The 21,401-nt window shown below is 70.3% G+C and carries 18 protein-coding genes; 3 read left to right on the forward strand and 15 right to left on the reverse strand.

The annotated features are described in order from the left end of the window. Nucleotides 1-22 precede the first annotated feature (22 nt). Nucleotides 23-565, forward strand: a complete 543-nt coding sequence (locus GT755_RS19000; RefSeq protein WP_161481009.1) for a cadmium resistance transporter — start codon at nucleotides 23-25, stop codon at nucleotides 563-565. On the opposite strand, the gene GT755_RS19005 is transcribed toward GT755_RS19000, so the two are convergent. From GT755_RS19005 to GT755_RS19065, 13 genes are all read right to left on the reverse strand, one after another. Further along, nucleotides 543-875, reverse strand: coding sequence for a YnfA family protein (locus tag GT755_RS19005; protein ID WP_161481010.1), 333 nt, complete (start codon nucleotides 873-875; stop codon nucleotides 543-545). The two genes, GT755_RS19000 and GT755_RS19005, sit on opposite strands and share 23 nt — an antisense overlap. A gap of 14 nt (nucleotides 876-889) precedes the next feature. Further along, a complete protein-coding gene (locus GT755_RS19010; protein WP_161481011.1) occupies nucleotides 890-2,050 on the reverse strand; it encodes an NAD-dependent formate dehydrogenase in 1,161 nt (386 codons plus the stop codon). Between the two features lie 101 nt (nucleotides 2,051-2,151). Further along, on the reverse strand, nucleotides 2,152-3,072 hold the full coding sequence (locus GT755_RS19015; RefSeq protein WP_161481012.1) for a LysR family transcriptional regulator: 921 nt from the start codon (nucleotides 3,070-3,072) through the stop codon (nucleotides 2,152-2,154). A gap of 137 nt (nucleotides 3,073-3,209) precedes the next feature. Next, on the reverse strand, nucleotides 3,210-4,685 hold the full coding sequence (araA, locus tag GT755_RS19020) for an L-arabinose isomerase (protein ID WP_161481013.1): 1,476 nt from the start codon (nucleotides 4,683-4,685) through the stop codon (nucleotides 3,210-3,212). After that, nucleotides 4,682-5,329, reverse strand: a complete 648-nt coding sequence (locus GT755_RS19025) for an L-ribulose-5-phosphate 4-epimerase (RefSeq protein ID WP_161481014.1) — start codon at nucleotides 5,327-5,329, stop codon at nucleotides 4,682-4,684. Before GT755_RS19025 ends, araA begins: the two co-directional genes overlap by 4 nt. Further along, the gene (gene araB, locus GT755_RS19030; protein WP_161481209.1) at nucleotides 5,326-6,927 is read right to left on the reverse strand and encodes a ribulokinase; all 1,602 of its coding nucleotides are present in this window, start codon (nucleotides 6,925-6,927) and stop codon (nucleotides 5,326-5,328) included. Before araB ends, GT755_RS19025 begins: the two co-directional genes overlap by 4 nt. Nucleotides 6,928-6,934: 7 nt before the next feature. Continuing rightward, the gene (gene yjfF / locus GT755_RS19035; protein WP_328794412.1) at nucleotides 6,935-7,930 is read right to left on the reverse strand and encodes a galactofuranose ABC transporter, permease protein YjfF; all 996 of its coding nucleotides are present in this window, start codon (nucleotides 7,928-7,930) and stop codon (nucleotides 6,935-6,937) included. Next, entirely contained in the window at nucleotides 7,927-8,958 is a 1,032-nt protein-coding gene (locus GT755_RS19040) for an ABC transporter permease (protein ID WP_051760580.1), read from the reverse strand. Before GT755_RS19040 ends, yjfF begins: the two co-directional genes overlap by 4 nt. Beyond that, on the reverse strand, nucleotides 8,955-10,454 hold the full coding sequence (locus tag GT755_RS19045) for a sugar ABC transporter ATP-binding protein (RefSeq protein ID WP_161481015.1): 1,500 nt from the start codon (nucleotides 10,452-10,454) through the stop codon (nucleotides 8,955-8,957). Before GT755_RS19045 ends, GT755_RS19040 begins: the two co-directional genes overlap by 4 nt. Nucleotides 10,455-10,528: 74 nt before the next feature. Beyond that, on the reverse strand, nucleotides 10,529-11,521 hold the full coding sequence (locus tag GT755_RS19050) for an ABC transporter substrate-binding protein (RefSeq protein ID WP_202610200.1): 993 nt from the start codon (nucleotides 11,519-11,521) through the stop codon (nucleotides 10,529-10,531). 134 nt (nucleotides 11,522-11,655) lie between these two features. Next, on the reverse strand, nucleotides 11,656-12,849 hold the full coding sequence (locus tag GT755_RS19055; protein WP_161481016.1) for an MFS transporter: 1,194 nt from the start codon (nucleotides 12,847-12,849) through the stop codon (nucleotides 11,656-11,658). A gap of 138 nt (nucleotides 12,850-12,987) precedes the next feature. Further along, nucleotides 12,988-15,066: a collagen-like domain-containing protein gene (locus tag GT755_RS41190; protein WP_328794413.1), complete on the reverse strand. Its 2,079-nt coding sequence runs from the start codon at nucleotides 15,064-15,066 to the stop codon at nucleotides 12,988-12,990. Between the two features lie 128 nt (nucleotides 15,067-15,194). Continuing rightward, the gene (locus GT755_RS19065; protein ID WP_161481017.1) at nucleotides 15,195-15,563 is read right to left on the reverse strand and encodes a hypothetical protein; all 369 of its coding nucleotides are present in this window, start codon (nucleotides 15,561-15,563) and stop codon (nucleotides 15,195-15,197) included. 189 nt (nucleotides 15,564-15,752) lie between these two features. On the opposite strand from GT755_RS19065, the gene GT755_RS19070 reads away from it, so the two are divergent. Next, nucleotides 15,753-16,739: an aldo/keto reductase gene (locus tag GT755_RS19070; protein WP_161481018.1), complete on the forward strand. Its 987-nt coding sequence runs from the start codon at nucleotides 15,753-15,755 to the stop codon at nucleotides 16,737-16,739. A 13-nt stretch (nucleotides 16,740-16,752) separates the two neighbouring features. Next, nucleotides 16,753-17,322 (forward strand): dihydrofolate reductase family protein, encoded by a 570-nt coding sequence (locus tag GT755_RS19075; protein WP_161481019.1) that lies wholly within the window; start codon nucleotides 16,753-16,755, stop codon nucleotides 17,320-17,322. Here GT755_RS19075 and GT755_RS19080 read toward each other — a convergent pair. Together GT755_RS19080 and GT755_RS19085 are read right to left on the reverse strand one after the other, a co-directional pair. Beyond that, nucleotides 17,295-18,686 (reverse strand): MFS transporter, encoded by a 1,392-nt coding sequence (locus GT755_RS19080; protein ID WP_161481020.1) that lies wholly within the window; start codon nucleotides 18,684-18,686, stop codon nucleotides 17,295-17,297. The genes GT755_RS19075 and GT755_RS19080 overlap by 28 nt on opposite strands. Before the next feature lie 28 nt (nucleotides 18,687-18,714). Then, entirely contained in the window at nucleotides 18,715-21,399 is a 2,685-nt protein-coding gene (locus tag GT755_RS19085) for an aminotransferase (RefSeq protein WP_161481021.1), read from the reverse strand. Nucleotides 21,400-21,401: the final 2 nt, after the last annotated feature.

Raw genomic sequence — 21,401 nt, forward strand, 5'->3', positions numbered from 1 at the left:
GGAAAAGGTGCAGGATAGCCGGGTGAACGCGGGCACCGTCGGTCAGGCCATCGGCCTTTTCGCCATTACCAATGTGGACGATCTGGTGCTGATCGCCCTCTTCTTCCCCCAGACCACGGCACTGCGCATCGTTCTGGGGCAATATCTCGGATTCGCGGCGATCCTCGCCGTCTCGGTGGTGGTCTCGATCGGCGCGGCGGCGCTGCCCGGCGACCTCGTCCGGTGGCTCGGGCTGATCCCGCTCGCACTGGGCCTCAAGGCGCTGTGGGGGCTCAGGAATGACGACGACTCCCCGGAGAAGGCCCCTACGGGCATCCTCGCCATCGCCGGCATCACCTTCGCCAACGGCGGCGACAACATCGGCGTGTACGTCCCCGTCTTCGCCACCCAGGGCGTCGTCGTCTACGTGGTGGTCTTCCTGGTCATGGTGGCCGTGCTCTGCCTGGCCGGCCGGTTCCTGGCCACCCGGCCCGTCGTCGCGAGGGCCCTGGCGAGATGGGGGCACGTCCTCTTCCCGGTCGTCCTCATCGGCATCGGGATCTTCATCCTCGTGGCGCATACATGATGACGAGGACCCCCAGCAGGCAGACGCCCGCGCCGATCAGGTCCCACCGGTCGGGCCGGAAGCCGTCGAAGACGATGCCCCACAGCAGCGACCCGGCCACGAACACCCCGCCGTACGCGGCCAGCACCCGCCCGAACTCGGCCGAGGGCTGGAGCGTCGCGACGAACCCGTAGATCCCGAGCACGATCACTCCGGCCCCGGCCCAGACGAGCCCGCGGTCTTCGCGGACCCCCTGCCAGACCAGCCACGCGCCGCCGATCTCGGCCACGGCGGCGAGGGCGAACAGCACCAGGGAACGGACGATCGTCACCCCGGCGACTGTAGCTACTTCCTGGTCGAGTACGAGTGGGCGCCCGCCCCGGCGAGATGCCCGCCCTCGACGATCAGGTACTCCTCACGGATCGGCCGGCCCTCGAAGAAGCACTCCAGGATCTCCCGCGTGCCCGCCGCGTAGCGGGTCTGGGCCGACAGCGAGGAGCCCGACATGTGCGGCGTCATCCCGTGGTGCGGCATGGTGCGCCACGGGTGGTCGGGCGGCGCCGGCTGCGGGTACCACACGTCGCCCGCGTAGCCGGCGAGCTGACCGCTCTGCAGGGCGCGCACGATCGCGTCGCGGTCGGCGATGCGGGCGCGGGCGGTGTTGATCAGGTACGCCCCGCGCTTCATGGTCGACAGCAGTTCCTCGCCGAACAGCCCCTCGGTCTCCGGGTGGAGCGGCGCGTTGATCGTGACGACGTCGCACACCGGGACCATGTCGGCGGTGCTCTCGTGCCAGGTCAGGTTGAGGCTCTCCTCGACCTCACGGGGCAGCCGGTAGCGGTCGGTGTAGTGGAGGTGGACGTCGAACGGCGCCAGCCGCTTCAGCACGGCCAGCCCGATGCGGCCCGCCGCGACCGTGCCGACGTGCATGCCCTCGAGGTCGTACGACCGCTTGACGACGTCGGCGATGTTCCAGCCGCCCTCCTTGACGACCTCCCAGGCGGGCAGGTAGTCCCGGACCAGCGACAGGATCATCATCACGACGTGCTCGGCGACGCTGATGCTGTTGGAGTAGGTGACCTCGGCGACCGTGACGCCCTTTTCCACGGCCGCGTCGAGGTCGGTGTGGTCGGACCCGATGCCGGCCGTGATGACCAGCTTGAGGTTGCGCGCCTTCTCGAACCGCTCCGGCGTCATGTACGCCGGCCAGAACGGCTGCGAGATCACGACGTCGGCGTCGGGCAGCTCGCGGTCGAACGTCGAGTCGACGCCGTCCTTGTCGGAGGTGACGACCAGCATGTGGCCGTTGTCCTCCAGGTACTTGCGGAGACCGAGCTCCCCCGAGACGCTGCCGAGCAGCACGCCGGGGGCGAAGTCGATCGCCGAGGGGGTCGGCAGGGTCTGCCCGCCGGGATAGCCGCTCAGTTCCGGCAATCCGTCGCGCGCGTATTCCTTCGGGTAGCCGTCGACCGGGTCGTCGTAGAGCACACACAGGACCTTGGCCATGGGTTATCGCCTCTCGTCCGTCAGGGGGGTGGTCTAAGACCAGCTAAGAGGCGGCTTTATACCAGGTCAAAGCGTATGTCCCTATCGTCGATAGGCCCTGCCTATCGGGCCAGGTGGTTGCGGAGCGTGGCGTCGAGGGTGACGCGGAGGTCCAGGCCGCGGGCGACGTCGAGCAGCGCCCGCACCACGACCGGCTGCGGTGACCGCTCGGCGGTGACCAGCCCGATCTGGGGCGACTTCGGCGGCGTCTCCATCGGGATGATCCGCATGCCGTCGGGGACGCCGATCATGTGCAGCCACGCGTGGGCGATCACGCTCGACCAGCGGTGGGTGGCGACGTGCGCGAACAGGGCCGACACGCTGTCGGTTTCGATCGCCGGGACCACCGCCGCCCCGGCGTCGTGGAACAGGTCGTCGAGGATGCGGCGGTTGCGCATCTCCTGGCCGAGCAGGCAGAGCGGGAGCGCCGCCACCTCCGTCCAGCGGGCCCTCGGGCGGTCGGCCAGTTCGCCGTCGTCGGGGGTGAGCAGCAGGTAGCGCTCCTCGTAGAGCGGGATGGCCCGCTCGCCGTCCTCGCCGTCGAGGTAGGTGAGGGCGGCGTCGATCTCGAAGTCGGTCAGCCGCCGGTGGATCTCCCGCGACGACAGGCTGCTCAGGGAGATGCGCGCGTGCGGGTGGCGTGCGCAGAAGGGGGTGGTGAGCAGTGACGCGGCCGCGAGAGCGGTGGGGATGGCGCCGAGCCGGAGTGTGCCGGAGACGCCGGCCCGCATCTGGTCGAGGTCGTCGCGCAGGCCGTCGAGGTCGGCGAGGATGCGGTGGGCCCACAGGAGCACCCGCTCGCCCTCCTCGGTCAGGCCGGTGAACCGGCGGCCCCTGCTGACCAGGGTGACGTCGAGGTCGGTTTCGAGGCGGCGGATGCCCGCCGACAGCGAGGGCTGGGAGACGTGGCAGGCCTCGGCGGCGCGCGCGAAGTGGCGTTCGCGGGCCAGCGCGACGAGATATTGCAGCTCACGGAGCAGCATGCCCCCAACCTAAGCTGCCAGGCCGACGCGCGATCGTCGGCTGTCCACAGACTCGCTCGTCGCCCGGTGGAAACGTCGGTCGCCGGGAGAACGATGGCCCCGTCCCGGGTGGGTGGGCCGGGGCCATCATTCGTCTGTCAGAAACCCTGGGACAGGCGGTAGTAGGCCTGGTTCCAGCGCAGTTCCTTGGTGAACTGGCGAATGGTGGTGTTCGCGTCGATCAGGAGGAGCTCCACGCCCAGCATGTCGGCGAAGTCGTGCAGTTCCTCCGTGCCCACCGCCGCCGACAACACCGTGTGGTGCGGCGCCCCGGCGGTCAGCCACGACTCCGAGGAGGTGCGCAGGTCGGGGCGGGGCTTCCAGACGGCGCGGGCGACCGGGAGGTTGGGGAGGGCCTCCAGCGGCTCGACCACGTCGATCTCGTTGGCGATCAGGCGGAAGCGCTCGCCCATGTCGGCCAGGCCGATGACGACCGCGGGGCCGGGGGCCGCGTCGAAGACCAGGCGGACCGGGTCCTCCCGGCCGCCGATGCCGAGCGGGTGGATCTCGCACGACGGCTTCCCGGCGGCGATGCTCGGGCAGACCTCCAGCATGTGGGCGCCGAGGATCAGCTCCTCGTTCGGCGTCAGGTGGTAGGTGTAGTCCTCCATGAACGAGGTGCCGCCCCCGGGCACCATCGCCTTCAGCGTCCTGAGCAGGACCGAGGTCTTCCAGTCGCCCTCGCCGCCGAAGCCGTAGCCGTCGGCCATCAGGCGCTGCACCGCCAGGCCGGGGAGCTGGCGCAGGCCGCCGAGGTCCTCGAAGTTGGTGGTGAACGCCTTGAAGCCGCCCTCGGTCAGGAAGGTCCGCAGGCCCAGCTCGATGCGGGCGGCGTACCGCAGCGAGTCGTGCCGGGCGCCCTCGCTGCGCAGTTCGGCGGCGACGTCGTAGAGCTCCTCGTACTCCTTCACCAGGGCGGTCACGTCGGCGTCGGACTGGGCGTCGACCACCGCGACCAGGTCGTTCACGCCGTAGGTGTTCACCGAGACGCCGAAGCGGAGCTGGGCCTCGACCTTGTCGCCCTCGGTCACCGCCACGTCGCGCATGTTGTCGCCGAACCGGGCCAGCTTCAGCGAGCCGACCTCGGCCCGCCCGGCCGCCGCGCGCGCCCACGCCGAGATCCGCTCGGCCACCGCCGGGTCGGAGACGTGACCGGTGACGGTCTTGCGGGCCACCCCCAGGCGCGACTGCACGTAGCCGAACTCGCGGTCGCCGTGGGCGGCCTGGTTCAGGTTCATGAAGTCCATGTCGATGGTCGCCCACGGCAACTCGCGGTTGGCCTGCGTGTGCAGGTGCAGCAGCGGCTTGCGCAGGGCGTCCAGGCCGGCGATCCACATCTTCGCGGGGGAGAAGGTGTGCATCCAGGCGATGACGCCGCCGCACTCGTCGTCGGCGTTGGCGGCGAGCATCACGTTGCGGATGGACGTCGCGTCGAGGAGGACCGGCTTCCACTCCAGGTCGAACGGCAGGGCGTGGCCCAACTCCGTCGCGATCGCCCGCGACTGGTCGGCGACCTGGGCAAGCGTCTCGTCTCCGTAGAGGGACTGGCTGCCGGTCAGGAACCACAGTTTCACTTGGAACTCCTCTGTCCGTAGACGTTCTGGTAGCGGTCGTACAGAGCGTCGATGTGTTTCGGCTCGATGGGGATGACGGAGCCGAGCTGGCGGGCGACGTGCACGGTCCGGGCGACGTCCTCGCACATCACGGCCGCCTTGACGGCGGCCTTGGGGGTGGCGCCGATGGTGAAGACCCCGTGGTTCTGCATCAGGACCGCCGGGGAGCGGTGGCCCTTCAGGGTGTCGACGAGACCGCGGCCGATGTCGTCGCCGCCGATCAGCGCGAACGGGCCGACGGGGATCTCGCCGCCGAACTCGTCGGCCATCGCCGTCAGGACGCAGGGGATCGCCTCGCCGCGGGCGGCCCAGGCGGAGGCGTAGGTGGAGTGGGTGTGGACCACGCCGCCGACCTCGGGCATGTGGCGGTAGACGTAGGCGTGCGCGGCGGTGTCGCTGGAGGGCGCGTAGTCGCCCTCGACCAGGTTGCCGTCGAGGTCGCAGACCACCATCGACTCGGGGGTCAGGTCGTCGTAGGAGACGCCGCTGGGCTTGATGACGAACAGGTCCTCGCCCGGGATCCGGCCGGAGACGTTCCCCGCCGTCCAGGCGACCAGGCCGTACCTGACCAGTTCCGCGTGCAGGGCGCAGACGGTCTTCCTCACTTGGACGCCTCGTTCCGGATCGCGCGCAGCCGGTGGAGCACGGCCCCGTCGGCGAAGTGGTCGTGCAGGACGCGGTATTCGGCGTAGAGCCGGTCGTAGGCCGCGGCCCGCTCGGGGTCGGGGGTGTAGGCGTCCGCGATCCGCTTGCCCATCGCCGCCGCCGCCGAGGGGATGTCGGGGTAGGCCCCGGCCGCCACCGCGGCGTGGATGGCCGAGCCCAGCGCCGGGCCCTGGTCGGAGTCGATCACCGACAGCGGCTTGCGCAGCACGTCGGCGTAGGTCTGCATCAGGAAGGCGTTCTTCAGCAGCCCGCCGGCGACCACGAGCTCGTCGACCGGCACGCCGGACGCCTCGAAGGTCTCCACGATGACGCGGCAGCCGAACGCGGTCGACTCCAGCAGCGCCCGGTAGACCTCCTCCGGCTTGGTGGACAACGTCTGACCCACGACCACTCCCGAAAGATCGTGGTCGACGAGGACCGACCGGTTGCCGCCGAACCAGTCGAGCGCGACCAGTCCGTGCGCGCCGACGGCCTGCCCGGCCGCCAGCGACGTCAGATGCTCGTGGACCGAGACGCCCGCCTCGGCGGCGTCGGCCACGTAGGAGGCGGGCACGTAGTTGTCGACGAACCAGGCGAAGATGTCGCCGACGGCCGACTGCCCGGCCTCGTAGCCCCACAGGCCTGGAACGATCCCGTCGCGCACCACGCCGCACATGCCGGGGACCTCGGCCAGGTTCTCCCCGTTCATGACCAGGCACGTCGAGGTGCCCATGATCGCGACCATCTGGCCGGGCCGCACGGCGTCGGCCGCGGCGGCCGTCACGTGGGCGTCGACGTTGCCGACCGCGACCGCGATGCCCTCGGGCAGCCCGGTCCACTCGGCGCCCTTGGCCGACAACGAGCCCGCCCGTCCGCCCAGCGGCGCCAGCTCCGAACCGAGCTTGGCGGTGAAGCCGGCGAACTCGGGGTTCAGCGCGGCCAGGAACTCCTCGGAGGGGTAGGCGCCGTCCTGGTGGATGGCCTTGTATCCGGCGGTGCAGACGTTGCGGGTCTCGACGCCGCTGAGCTCCCAGATGATCCAGTCGGCGGCCTCGATCCAGCGGTCGGCCAGCGCGTAGAGCTCCGGGTCCTCCTCAAGGAGCTGGAGGCCCTTGGCGAAGGCCCATTCCGAGGAGATCTTGCCGCCGTACCGGGGCAACCACGGCTCGCCGCGCTCGGCGGCCAGGGTGTTGATCCGGTCGGCGTGGGACTGGGCCGCGTGGTGCTTCCACAACTTGGGCCAGGCGTGCGGCCGGTCGGGGTAGCGGTCGCTGAGGGGCGTCCCGTCGGCCAGGGCGGGCAGGATCGTGCAGGCGGTGAAGTCGGTGGCGATGCCGATCACCTCCGACGGTGCCACCCCGGCCGTCTCCACCGCCTTGGGCACGGCGATGCGCAGCACGTCGCGCCAGTCGTCGGGCGATTGGAGCGCCCAGTCGGGGGTAGGGCCGGAGATCACCCCCTGGGCGTATTCATGGACGGCGGAGCCGAGCTCGGCCCCGTCCCGCACCCGGACCACCACGGCCCGGCCGGAAAGGGTGCCGTAGTCGACTCCCACCACGTACCTGTCATCGTTCACGCGAGACTCCTGTCGTCACAATGAGGCGCTGGAGAAGGATGAAGACCAGGAGCAGGAGACCGATAACGATCTTGGTCCACCACGAGCTGAGGGTGCCCTCGAAGCTGATGACCGTCTGGATCAGTCCGAGCACGAGCACACCGAGAACCGTCCCGAGCAGGTAGCCCGAGCCGCCGGTCAGCAGCGTGCCGCCGATGACGACCGCCGCGATGGCGTCGAGCTCCATGCCGACGGCGTGCAGGCCGTAGCCGGAGAGCATGTAGAACGAGAGCAGCAGGCCGCCGAGCGCGGAGCACAGGCCGCTGATGGTGTAGACGGCGATCTTGGTCCGGGCCACCGGAAGGCCCATGAGCAGCGCCGACTGCTCGTTGCCGCCGACCGCGTAGACGTTCCTCCCCAGGCGCGTGTAGTGCAGCGTGTACGTCGCCACGAGCACCACCGCCAGCGCGATCAGCACCGTGGGGGAGATCCAGAGCTCGGGGGCGAGGTCGATGCGCGTCTGCGCGATGGCCGTGAAGGTCGGGTCGTTGATCGGGATCGAGTCGGTGCCGATCGTGTAGCACAGGCCCCGGGCCAGGAACATCCCGGCGAGGGTCACGATGAACGGCTGGATCTCGAAGTAGTGGATGATCGCGCCCATCGCCGCGCCGAGCACCCCGCCGATCGCCAGGACCAGCAGGATCACCAGGAAGGACGGTGTCGACGGCAGCAGGGAGGCCGCGATCATCGTGGTCAGCGCCACCACCGAGCCGACCGACAGGTCGATGCCCCCGGTGAGGATGACGAAGGTCATGCCGACGGCCACGACCAGCAGGAACGCGTTGTCGATGAAGACGTTCAGGATGATCTGGCCGGTCGCGAAGCCCTCGTAGCGGATGCCGCCTGCGGTGAACATCGCGATGAACAGCGCCCCGGTGACCAGGACGGGCAGGTAGTTGCGCGGCAGCCGGCCGGGCAACTGGCGCGGGAGTGCCAGGGTTTTCACGTGCGGACCGTCACTTTCTCCCCGGCGGGCACCGTCGGCGGGGCCGGTTTTCTACGGGATCGGAAGACCTTGGCCCGGAACGCCGGCGACTGGAGCAGGCAGACGATCGTCACGACGAGCGCCTTGAACAGCAGCGTCGTCTCCGGCGGCACGCCGAGGGAGTAGATCGTCGTGGTCAGGGTCTGGATGATGAGAGCGCCCAGCACCGTGCCGCCGAGGGAGAACCGGCCCCCGGCCAGCGAGGTGCCGCCGATGACGACGGCCAGGATGGCGTCGAGCTCGATCCACAGGCCGGCGTTGTTGCCGTCGGCGCTGGACACGTTGGAGCTGATCATCAGGCCGGCGATGCCGGCGCAGAGGGCGCAGAAGGCGTACACGACGATCAGCAGGCCGTGGGACCGGATGCCCGACAGGCGGCTCGCCTCGGCGTTGCCGCCGACCGACTCGATCAGCAGGCCGAGCGCCAGCCGCCGGGTGACGAAGGCGATCAGCGCCAGCACGACGGCCACGATGATGATGCCGAACGGCAGCGTCAGCCAGTAGCCGCCACCGATGAGCTTGTAGGGGTCGCTGTTGATCGTGATGATCTGGCCGTCGGTGATGAGCTGGGCCAGGCCGCGTCCGGCGACCATCAGGATCAGCGTCGCGATGATCGGCTGGATGCCGACGATCGCGACCAGGAAGCCGTTGCCGACGCCCAGCGCGACGGCCAGCCCGAGGGCGATGCCGATCGCGCCGAGGACGCCGCCGATCGAGTCCTGCGACGGGAGGGTGCTGATCTGCAGGCACGCCATCGCGCCGGCGATGGCCACCACCGAGCCGACCGACAGGTCGATGCCCTTGGTCGCGATGACCAGCGTCATGCCCAGGGCCACCAGGATGAGCGGGGCGCCGAACCGGAAGATGTCGATCAGGCTGCCGTAGAGGTGGCCGTCCTTGATCTCGATCTGGAAGAAGTGGTCGGTGAAGATCAGGTTGACCAGGAGGAGGGCGACCAGGATGCCCGCCGGCCAGGCGAGGCGCTTCATTTCGCTCCCCCGCTCGCGATCGTCTCCATGAGCACGTCCGTCGTCAGGGTGTCGTCGTTGGGCAACTCGGCGACCAGCCGCCGGTCGCGGAGCACGGCGACCTTGTGGCTGAGCCGCAGCACCTCGTCGAGCTCGGCGGAGATGAACAACACGGCCATCCCGCCGTCGGAGAGCTCGACGACCAGCTTCTGGATCTCGGCCTTGGCGCCGACGTCGATGCCGCGGGTGGGTTCGTCGAGGATGAGCAGGCGCGGTTCGAGGATGAGCCAGCGGGCCAGCAGCACCTTCTGCTGGTTGCCGCCGGACAGGTTCCTGATGAGCATCTCCGGGTTGTCCGGCCGGATGTTCAGCGCCTTGATGTACTTGGCGACCAGTTCGTCCTGCTTCTTGCGGGGCACCGGGCGGCTCCAGCCGCGGCGGGCCTGCAGGGCCAGGATGAGGTTCTCCCGTACGGTCAGCTCCGGGATCAGGCCCTCTTCGCGCCGGTTCTCCGAGCAGAACGCCACGCCCCGGGCCATCGCGCCGCGCGGGGTGCGCAGGGTGACCTGGTCGCCGCCGATGCGCAGGGTGCCGGTCGCGGCGTGGTCGGCGCCGAACAGCAGCCGGGCGATCTCGGTGCGGCCCGAGCCGAGCAGTCCGGCCAGGCCGACGACCTCGCCCTCGCGGATGGTCAGCGAGAAGGGCGCCACCCGGCCGCCGAGCTCGGTGGCCTCCACGAGCGTGTCGGAGGTGCGGGCCGGCGGGCGTTCGTCGAGGCGCTCCAGCTCGGCCAGCTCGCGGCCGATCATCTTGCCGACCAGTTCGACCTGGGGGAGTTCGGCGGTGACGTACTCGCCGACGAGACGGCCGTTGCGCAGGATGGTCATGCGGTCGGCGATCTCGTAGATCTGGTCGAGGAAGTGCGACACGAACAGGATCGCGATGCCCTGTTCCTTCAGGCGGCGCATCACCCGGAAGAGCTGCGCGACCTCGCCGGCGTCGAGGGAGGACGTCGGCTCGTCGAGGATGAGCACCCGGGCGTCCACGTCGATGGCCCGCGCGATGGCGACCATCTGCTGGATCGCCAGCGAGTAGTGGCTCAGCGGCTTGGCGACGTCGATCGCCAGGTCGAGCCGGGTGAGCAGTTCGGCGGCCCGGCGGCGCATCTCGCGCCAGCGGATGCGGCCGAACCGGCGGGGCTCGCGCCCGATGAAGACGTTCTCGGCGACCGACAGGTTCGGGCAGAGGTTGACCTCTTGGTAGACCGTGCTGATGCCGGCCTTCTGGGCCTCCAGCGGGCCGGTGAAGGCCACCCGGTCACCGGCCAGCTCGATCTCTCCGCTGTCGATCGAGTAGACGCCGGTCAGCACCTTGATCAGGGTCGACTTCCCGGCCCCGTTCTCGCCCATGAGGGCGTGCACCTCACCGGGCAGCAGCCGGAAGTCCACGCCGTCCAGGGCCCGGACGCCCGGGAACTCCTTGCCGATCCCGGTCATCCGCAGGATCGCTTCAGCCATGCGCCATCCTCAATTTCTGGCCTTCGATTGGAAAAGGGGCCGTCCCGATCTCAGGGCGGGACGGCCCCCGGCTCCTAGTACTGGCGGGTCGGCAGGGCCTGCTTGGCCTGCTCCTGGGTGAAGGTGGTCTCCTCGGTGACGACCCGGTCGGGCACCGTCTCACCGGCGAGGACCTTCTTGGCCAGGTCCATCAGCTGCGGGCCGAGCAGCGGGGAGCACTCGACGATGTAGTTGATCTTTCCGTCGGCGAGCGCCTGCATGCCGTCCTTGACGGCGTCCACCGTGATGATCTTGATGTCCTTGCCGGGCACCTTGCCCGCGCCCTCGATCGCCTCGATGGCGCCCAGGCCCATGTCGTCGTTGTGCGCGTAGAGCACGTCGATGTCCGGGTGGGCCTTCAGGAAGGCGTCCATGACCTCCTTGCCCTTGGCGCGGGTGAAGTCGCCGCTCTGGGAGGCGATCACCTTGAACTTGGGGTCGGCGCCGATGACCTCGGCGAAGCCCGACTTGCGGTCGTTGGCGGGGGCCGAGCCGGTGGTGCCCTGGAGCTCGACGATGTTCACGTCGCCGGTCTCGGAGGCGTACTGCTCGACCAGCCACTGGCCGGCCTTCTTGCCTTCTTCGACGAAGTCGGACCCGAGGAAGGTCTTGTACAGCGTCTTGTCGGCCGAGTCGACCGCGCGGTCGGTCAGGATGACCGGGATGTTCGCGGCTTTGGCCTCCTGGAGGACGGTGTCCCAGCCGGACTCGACCACCGGAGAGAAGGCGATGACGTCGACCTTCTGCTGGATGTACGACCGGATCGCCTTGATCTGGTTCTCCTGCTTCTGCTGCGCGTCGGAGAACTTGAGGTCGATCCCGGCCGCCTTGGCCGACTCCTGCACCGACTTGGTGTTGGCGGTGCGCCAGCCACTCTCGGCGCCCACCTGAGCGAAGCCCATGGTGATCGTCGAGTCGCCGCCACCGCTGGCAGCGGGGGCGCCGCCGTCGGCCGTCGTCTCGCCGCCACCGCCGCACGCGGTCGCGAGCACGCCGACCGCCACCAGAGCCATGATCTTCTTGAACAAGGCCAAGTCCCTTCCGTATTTGTTAGCGCTCACACAATTTGCCCGGCCGGGAATCAGAGTGAAGCTTGGTCTGCCGTGTCGACTGTGAGCGTTAACATAGACGAGCGTCAAGAGTCCGCCTCGTCACGGTACGGTCACATGCGCTGAACCGACTTGTGAGTCATGGCGCCGTAGGCGAGAGACACCACGACGACCAGCACGGGAAAGGCGATTCCGGCCAGCAGGCCGGTGCTCAGCCCCCCGCCGGTCGCGTCCGCCACGGCGCCCGTGGTCCACGGTCCGACCGCCGCGCCGAGGTCGCCGAAGACGGCCAGCACGCCGAACATCGCCGCGCCGCCGAGCGGGAACCGCGCCGACGCCAGGCTGAAGGTGCCCGGCCAGAGCAGGCTCACCGCGAACCCGCAGAGCGCGCAGCCCACGAAGGCCAGCACGGGGTTGGACGACAGGCTCGCGAGCAGGTAGCAGAGCGTCGCCAGCGCGCCCGAGAAGACCATCGCCGGCACCAGGGGGATCTTCTCCCCGAACAACCCGTAGATGATGCGCCCGACGCCCATCAGCACCGCGAAGAGGCACGGCCCGGCCAGGTCGCCCCAGACCTTCGAGGCCCCGAGCCCTTCCTCGGCGAACAACGACGACCACTGCGACATCGTCAGCTCCGACGCGCCCGCCGCCAGCATCAGCACCATGGCGGCGATGAACGCGGGCGTCCGGAACAGCGACATGAGCGAGGTGCGGTGCGCGTCGGGCACGGTCTCGGGCATCGGCACCCGCAGGAACGCCACCAGGTTCGCCAGCGGCACCAGCGCCCAGATCAGCGGCAGCACGTACCAGGCCTCGCGGCCGATCCCGGCCAGCAGCAGGGTCGACCCAGCGACCACCGCCACCTGTCCCCAGCAGTAGAAGGAGTGCAGCAGGCTCATCGCCGCCGCCTTGCCCTCCTGGGGCGCGGGCAGCGCGTCCACGACCGGGCTGACCAGCACCTCCAGCAACCCGCCGCCGATGGCGTAGACGACCACCGCGACGCACAACCCGATGTACGGCGTCGGCGCGACGAACGGCGCCACCGCGAGCAGCACCAGCCCGGCCGCCGACATCACGTGGGCCAGCACGAGCGGCCCCCGGTAGCCGAGCCGGTCGACGTAGCGCACCGCGATGACGTCGGTCAGCAACTGGGCGCCGAAGTTGAGCAGCACCAGACGTCCGAGCATTTCGAGCGGCAGCCCGTAGGCGGTCTGGAACACGATGAACAGCAGAGGGGCCAGGTTGTTCACGATGGCCTGGGTGACGTAGCCGGTGTAGCAGGCCCAGCGCGTAGCCGTGTAGGACACCCGAAACCCTCCGAAGGCGACAGAAATCACCCGATGTTAGTGGAAGGTTCCGGGTACGCAGAAGGGCCGCGCACCCCCGAAGGGATACGCGGCCCCCTGGCCTTCAGCCGTCAGCTCTCATGAACCCAAGTCGGAGACTCAGGTGGCCATGCGGAGCGGAGGCGTCTGGTTGGTCCACGCGGTGCAGTTCGCCGGGTAGGCCGGCGGACCCAGCGGGTCACCAGGAGCGAAGTAGCCCCCGACGACCGGGACGGGCAGACCGACGGTGCAGATCGTCCGGTGAATGTCACCGGTGGTGGTCTGAACCGAGATGTGCAGGTACGGGATCAGAGCGTCGATGATGACCTCTGACGACACCGACTGCACGTTGGCCGGGTAGCCGGGCAGCCCGGACAGGTTGTGCCACATCGGCGTCGTCCGCGGGTCGCGGATCCACGTCTCGCCGTTGGGCCGGACCGACACCTGGAGGGTGTCCAGGAGCAGCGGCGACAGCGAAATCGCGGTCCCCGCCCCAGGTCCCGCCGGACCCTGCGGACCGGCCGGACCTGCCGGACCCTGCGGACCGGCGGGGCCGGTCGCGCCGGTCGCACCGGTGGCACCGGTCGCGCCGGTCGCACCCGCCGGACCAGCAGGACCAGCCGGGCCCGCGGGTCCAACCAGACCCTGGGGGCCCGCCGGACCGGCCGGGCCGGTCGGACCTTCCGGACCAACCGGGCCCACAGGTCCGGTCAGACCCTGGGGACCCGCCGGACCGGCCGGGCCGGTCTCACCGGGAGCACCCGCCGGGCCACCCGGGCCCGCGGGCCCGATCGGACCCTGGGGGCCCGCCGGACCGGCCGGGCCGGTCGCACCAGGCGTGCCGGGCGTACCCTGCGGTCCAGCGGGGCCCGCCGGACCGGTGGCACCCTCCGGACCCGCCGGACCCACAGGTCCGACCGGGCCGACCGGGCCGACCGGGCCGATCAGACCCGTCTCACCGATCGGACCCTGGGGACCGACCGGACCCTGCGGTCCAGCCGGGCCCGAGGGGCCCGCCGGGCCCTGGGCACCGTTCGTCCCCGCAGGACCCTGAGGTCCAGCCGGGCCCGCGGGGCCCTGAGGACCCTGCGGTCCAACCGGGCCGGCCGGGCCACCCGCCGGTCCCGCCGGACCCTGCGGACCGACCGGACCCGAAGGTCCGAACGGGCCACGGGGCCCCATCGGTCCCATCGGGCCACGCGGACCCATCGGGCCACGCGGGCCGCGGATGATGACGGGCTTCTTCCAGCGCGGGTCGTCGTGCCACCCCGCCACACTCTGTGCCCGCATCGGGGCCGTGGAGTTGACGGGCACGTTAGGGTTTTGGGCCCCCTGCTGAGTGCCGGGAACCAGCGCGCCCTGGTCGCCCTGCGGACCCTGCGGCGTGGCGACCTGCGGCTGCGGCTGCTGCGGCTGCTGGTTGTCGTCCCAGTCGCCCTGCCGGTTGTCGTCCCAGTCACCCTGCTGGTTGTTGTCCCAGCCGCCCTGCTGGTTGTTGTCCCAGCCGTTCGGCTCGTTGTCCCAGCCGCGGTCGTTGTTGTCGTCCCAGCCGCGGTCGTGGTGGCCGTGGTGGCCGTGCTCGTGGTGACCGTGCTCGTGGTGGCCGTGGTGGTGGCCGTGGTGGTCTTCCTCTTCGTGGTGGTGGCGGTGCTTCTTCTTGTGGTGCTTGTGGTGCTCTTCGAAGCGGTGGTGGTCCCGGCGGTGGTGGTGCCGCTCGTGCACGTGGTGGTGGTGGTTGCAGCGGTCGTGGAAGCCGTGGCCCCAGTCGCCGTCGCCGCCCCAGCCACCGGTCGCGCCCCAGCCGCCCTCGTCGTCGCTCCAGCCGCCGCCGTCGCCGTCCCAGCCGTGGTGGCCGTGGTGGCCGTGGTGGTGGCCGTCGTCACAGTGGTGGTGCGAACGGTGGACGAAGTGCTGGCGGTGGTGACGGTGGAAGAAGCGGTGGTGCCTGTGGTGGTGGTGGCGGAAGCGCTTGATCACCTTGATCTTGACGCGCTTCAGCGGCCGCTTCTCCTTGTACTTCCAGTCGACCCAGCCGATGTTGTCGCTGAGCATGCTCGCGCCGGTGCCGACGGAGCTGGTGGCGCTGACGCCGGTGGCGCCGGTGAGAACCAGGCCGCTCGCCGCCACGGCGACGGCGAGCGCCTTGGCGCCGCGGACGGCGCGGCGACCGAGCTCGCGCCCTTTATCCTGAAAAGTCATGTCAGTCCATGCTCTTTGGTACGTGCATCCGAATTACGGGACCTGAATTGATTCCGTAATGTTGAGTAGGGTGCCCGGCGTACCAAAAAGCGAAAAGCTGGACATAGCTAACTAACGTAAACGACTTTCTATTGCGCAGGAAAAGCGCCGACGTTCTGACATGAGAGGACGTTCGTCATCGTCTCGCGGACTTCGCTGGCCGGATCGCTCAAATCCTCGGCCGTGACCCCCCTGAGCGCCGTCCGCAGACGCGTCAGATCGGCGGTGAGCACGGGGTTCGCGCGATCGGACACGTCGCTGAGGCGACCGGCCACCAGGCCGTCGATGGTGTTGAGCGTGTCGACGAGATTCGGACTTTTCGGATCAATCTTCTGAATCTGGGCGACGATTTCGACGGCGGCTTCGCAGGGTGTCCGGCTATCTGTCCAAAACAGGACGTATAACCCCAGGCCCGACATGACTAATATGACGGAAATTGCGACGGCGACGCGGGGCATGGGCACTCCGAATGACGAGGGAACACGCCACAGGATGCCGTGAATAGGGGAAAGGTTGTCTTCCCATGACGAATACGTTGGAGTTCCTGGAATTGCCCCTGCCGACATTTCCGGATTTGTCGTGACGTAACGGCTTGACCTGGAGCGCGGTCCAGCACCCACACTCGGTCGCGACGACGGGAGGAACACATGAGATACCGCACGATCGGCACCACGCCCGCGACCCGGCGCGAGGTGAGCGTGTTGTCGCTGGGGGCGATGCTGTTCGGCTCGGTGACCGACGAGGCGACCAGTTTCGCGATCCTCGACCGGTTCGTGGAGGCGGGCGGCACCTTCATCGACACCTCGGGCAACTACGCCTTCTGGACCGACGGGAGCCAGGGCGGCCACAGCGAGGAACTGATCGGCCGCTGGCGCAGGTCGCGGGGGGTGGGCGACGAGATCGTGATCGCCACCAAGGTCGGCGCCCGGCCGCTGGCCCCCGGCACGAGCTACACCGACAACGCCGAGGGGCTGTCGGCGAAGGTGATCCGCGAGTCGGCCGAACGCAGCATGGAGCGGATGGGCCTCGACCGGATCGACGTCCTCTACTCGCACATCGAGGACCACCGCACCCCGGTCGAGGAGACCGTCGAGGGCTTCGCCGCCCTGGTCGCCGAGGGGCTGGTCGGCATGCTCGGCGTCAGCAACCACGCCGCCTGGCGGGTCGAGCGGGCCCGCGCCCTGGCCAGGCAGCGGGGGCTGCCCGGCTACGAGATCCTCCAGTACGCCCACAGTTACGTCCGCCCCCGGGTGGACATCCCCGACGCGCTGTTCCGCGACGGCAACCTCGGGGCGGCGGGGCCCGACCTGGTGACGTACATGAGGGAGGAGCGGGAGCTCGTGCTGGTGGCCTACTCGCCGCTGATGTCGGGCCGCTACACGCGGACCGACAAGGAGTTCCCGCCCGAGTTCCGGCACCCCGGCACGGAGGCCCGGCTCGCGAAGGTCCGCGAGATCGCCACCGAGACCGGGGCGACCGCGAACCAGGTCGTGCTGGCCTGGCAGATGGGGCACGAGGTGCCGATCATCCCGCTGGCGGGCGCCTCGTCGGTGGCCCAGCTGGAGGAGAACCTGGCGGCCGTCGACCTGGTGCTGACGGCAGAGCAGCGGGCGGCGCTCGACGCGACCCACTAGCTAGCCTGGGGGAATGCGCAAGATCATGATCACCTCGGCGGTGTCGCTCGACGGCTACATGGAAGGGCCGGGCCGGGACATCTCCTGGCACCGGGTGGACGCCGAGCTGCACCGCCACCTCAACGAACTGCTCGCTCCGCTGAGCGCCTTCATCGACGGGCGGGTCACCCACCAGCTGATGGCCGACTACTGGCCGACCGCCGCCGACGACCCGGCGGCCTCCCGGGAGGTCGCCGACTTCGCCGAGATCTGGCTCTCCAAGAAGAAGTACGTCTTCTCCCGCACCCTGGAGGAGAGCCGCTGGAACACCGAGGTGGTGCGGAAGTTCGACCCCGAGTGGGTCAGGGAGCTGAAGGCCACCTCGGGAGCCGGCATGGCGGTCGGCGGGGCGAACCTGATGGCGCAGTTCATGCGCCACGACTTGATCGACGAATACCGGCTCTACCTCAACCCGGTCGTCGTCGGGGGCGGCACCCCGCTGTTCCCGCCCGGCCTCACGATGGACCTGCGGCTGATCGAGACGCGGCCGTTCGGCCAGGGGGTGGTCGAGCTGACCTACCGGCCGGGCCCGAACAGGTCGTAGAGGGCGACGAGCAGCGCGGCCGCCACGAAGCCGGCCGAGGTGAGCATGGCGATCTGGAAGCTCTCCGCCCAGTCGCCGCGCGAGCTCGCCAGGTGGGCGAAGTAGACCGCGCCGACGCCCGCGATCCCGGCCGCCGACCCGATCCGCTGCCAGGTCTGCAGCACGCCCCCCGCGCTGCCCGCCCGCCTGACCGGCACGTGGCTGAGCGTGAGGGTCTGGTTGGGCGAGATGACGAGCCCGCTGCCGATGCCCGACAGCAGCAGCGGCCCGGCCGCCGCCCATCCGGCGTGCCGCCCGGGGACCTCGTGCACGGCCAGCATCGTGGCCACGAACCCGACGGCCACGATGAACAGCCCCCACGCGACCATGGCCCGGCCGTAGCGGTGCACCAGCCGCCCGCTGACCCCCGAGGCGATGCCCGAGCCGATCGCGAACGGGACCGAGGCGATGCCGGCCATCAGCGCCGAATACCCCAGGCCGTTCTGCAGGAACAGGGTGAACACGAAGAAGATCGCGGTGAACCCGGCGAAGTAGAGCACGCCGATCAGCCCGCCGAGGGTGAACGCCCGCGACCGGAACAGGTCCATGTGGACCAGCGGCTCGATCCGCCGGGCCGCCCGCAGCTCCCACCACCCGAACCCGGCCAGCACGGCCATCCCGGCCGGGACCAGCAGCCACTTCGCCCCGCCCGGCCACTGCTGGTTCTGCAGGAACGGCAGCAGGACCAGCAGCAGCCCGGTGGCCAGCAGCAGCACGCCGACCGGGTCGAAGCCGGGCTTCAGCGTGCGGCGCAGGTTCTCGGCGGGCAGCATGCGCAGCGCGAAGGGCAACGACAGCAGGCCGATCGGCAGGTTGACGTAGAAGACCCAGCGCCAGCCGTTCTCCTCGCCGAAGATCTGGATCAGCACACCGCCCAGCAGCGGGCCGACGGCGGTGGACAGGCCGATCACCGCGCCGAGGTAGCCGAAGGCCCGGCCGCGCTCCGACCCCTGGAACATCTCCTGGATGTAGCCGCTGACCTGCGGCATCATCAGGGCTCCCGCGGCCCCCTGCACCAGCCGGGCGATGATCAGCCACCACTCGTTCTGGGCCGCGCCGCAGGCCGCGCTCGCGGCGGTGAACAACACGACGCCCCACATGAACACCGCCCGGCGGCTGCGCGCGTCGCCCAGCCGCCCGCCGGGGATGAGGGCGAGGCCGAAGGTGAGGGCGTATCCGGAGACCACCCACTGGAGGCCGCTGTCGCTGGCGCCGATCCCCGCCTGGATGTCGGGGAGCGCGACGTTGACGATCGAGACGTCCAGCAGCGTCATGAACGCCGGGACGAGACAGACGGCCAGTGCGCGCCAGCGACGGGGATTCATACCCCGTCCAGTGCCCCTGCCAGGGGATTCACCAACCCTCCGCGAGGGTGCGGGCCAGGGCGGCGGCGAAGAACGCGGCGCTGTCCTCCGTCAGCACCATCGGCGGCTTGATCTTCAGGATGTTCAGGTGGTCGCCGGTCGGCTGCACGACCACGCCCAGCTCCAGCATGCGCTCGCAGATCGCCGAGGTCTCCTCGGTGGCCGGGGAGCCGTCGGGCCGGTTCAGCTCGACGCCCATGTAGAGGCCCAGGCCGTGCACCGCGCCGATGATCGGGTGTTCGGCGGCCAGCGCCTCCATGAGGTCGCGCAGGCGGTCGCCGACCCGGGCGGCGTTGGCCTGGAGGCCCTCCTCCTCGATGACGTCGAGCACGGTCATGCCGGTGACGCAGCTGACCGGGCTGCCGCCGGCGCTGGAGAAGAAGTAGCCGACCCTGCGGTAGGTCTCGGCGATCTCCCTGGTCGTGATGACCGCGCCCAGCGGATGGCCGTTGCCCATGGCCTTGGCGATCGTGATCACGTCGGGGACGACGCCCTGCTGCTCGAAGCCCCAGAAGTGGCGGCCGAGTCGGCCGTAGCCGACCTGGACCTCGTCGGCGACGCACAGACCGCCCTTCGCGCGCACCTCGGCGTAGAGGGCGGCGAGGTAGCCGTCGGGCAGCGGGATGCCGCCCGCGTTGCCGTAGAAGGCCTCGGCGATGAAGCCCGCCGGTTCGCCGACCATGGCCAGGGCCTTGGCGAGCGCGTCGGGGTCGCGGTGCGGGGCCGGGACCGGGCGCACCCAGGCCGGGCGGGTCGCCATCGCGTTGGGGTTGTCGGCCGTGGAGGTGCTGACGGCGTCGGAGGCCATCGTCCAGCCGTGGTAGGCCTCGGCGACGCAGAGCATCTCCTCGCGGCCGGTGGCGACCTGGACCAGCCGCAGCGCGAGGTCCACCGCCTCGGAACCGCTGTTGACCAGGAACACCGTGTCGAGCGGGTCGGGGGCCAGGTCGGCCAGCCGCCGGGAGAACTCGGCGATGGCGCGGTAGTTGAACCGCGAGTTGGTGTTCAGCAGGGCGAGCTGCCTCGACACCGCCTCGGTGAGGCGCGGGTGGGCGTGGCCGATCGCGGCGACGTTGTTCACCATGTCGAGGTAGGCGCGGCCGTTCACGTCGACGAGGTGCTGCCGCCAGCCGCGCTCGATCCGGGGCGGGTCGGCGTAGTAGTGCTCCTGGACGTCGGCGAGGGCGTCGCGGGAGAAGGCGGCCGGTTCGGGGGCCGGGCCGATGCCGAAGAGGGCGCCGGGGTCGGGGCAGACCGCCCTCCAGGCGGCCGACTCCTCGGGGGTGACGAAGGCCGGGGGTTCAAGGTCCCGTACTGAGCACAGGGTCGCGTAGACCGGACCGGAGACGGCGCCGATCTGGTCGCCGGCGCGGACCGGGCCCTCCCACATCTCGACCCCGCTCAGCCGCAGGTCGAGGGTGGCGCCCCGCAGCACCCCCAGATGCACGTCGCCGTCGAACGGCGCGTGCACCGGGGTGCCCGCCGGGAGCCGCGACTCGACGCCGAGCGGGACCGTCGCGGGCGCGTCGAAGGAGTGGACCCGGGTCTCGGTCAGCCGAGGTTCGCTGGCCCGGTGGGCGACGCCCTCTTCCGGCGTGTACGTCTCCAGCACCCCGCCCGGCAGATCGCTGGTCACCGACAGGTCCCGCACCGGCAGCACCGGCACGATCGGCGCTCCGGCGAACCGGGCCGGGGGAGTCTCCCGGAACGCCGCCTCGGCCACCTCGAACGGCAGGCTGAGCGCGGTCTCGAAGGCGCGGAACTCGGCGTCCTGCCGCTCGGTCGCGTAGTCGTTGTCGGGCTCCAGCAGCGCCTGGTGCACCCCGCTGACCACCAGCACCGCCGTGCGCGCCACGATCGCCGGCCAGAGCGCGGCCAGCTCGTCGCCGGTCAGCGGCACCACCCGCTGGAAGGCGCGCACCGTCGGGAGGATCGCGAGCGGCCGTTCCGGCGCGTGGTGCAGCAGCGACGCGCAGGTCACCGCCAGTTCGCCGACGATCCAGCCGTGCCCGAGGTCGCCGAAGTCGATCACCCCTTCGGGCACCGGACGCCCGTCGGGACCGATCGAGCAGACCACGTTGTCGTCGGTGAGGTCGCCGTGGATCGCCTGCGTCCGCAGGTTCCCGGCCAGGGCGTCGAGCCGGTCGCAGGCCTGGTCGGCGGCCCGGCGCACCAGGTCCCGGCCGGTCGACAACGAGCCGATCATCTGGTCGATCTCGGTCCGGGCCCGGCGCAGGTCCCATTGGGAGACGCGGTCGAACCCGGGATGGTCGAGGTCGGCCAGGTTCGCCACGAGCCGCCCGGCCAGGTCGCCGAGCCGGGCGACGACCACGGGCGCGAGATAGGCGTGGTCGATCAGGGGCGTGCCCGGCACGAACGTCAGCAGCCGCGCCCGCAACCCGTCGCCGAACCGGGCCACGTATCCGCCGCCGACGGCGGGCCGCGGTTCGGGCACGCTCATCCTGTCCCTGAGGTGGAGCAGGGCGGCGTCCTGGGCGTCGAGTTCGGCGTCGGTGAAGCCGGCGTTGGCGACCTTCAGCAGGAACCGGCCGTCGACGACGAAGTTGCGGTCCTGGTTGCTGCCGACCTCCCTGACCTCGCCTCGGACGCCGAAGAAGGTGTCCGCGATCTCTCGGGCCTGGTCGAGGGGGACAGCAGGACGGACGACGTTCATGT

The sequence above is a fragment of the Herbidospora solisilvae genome, assembly GCF_009901565.1.
Classification (GTDB): domain Bacteria; phylum Actinomycetota; class Actinomycetes; order Streptosporangiales; family Streptosporangiaceae; genus Herbidospora; species Herbidospora solisilvae.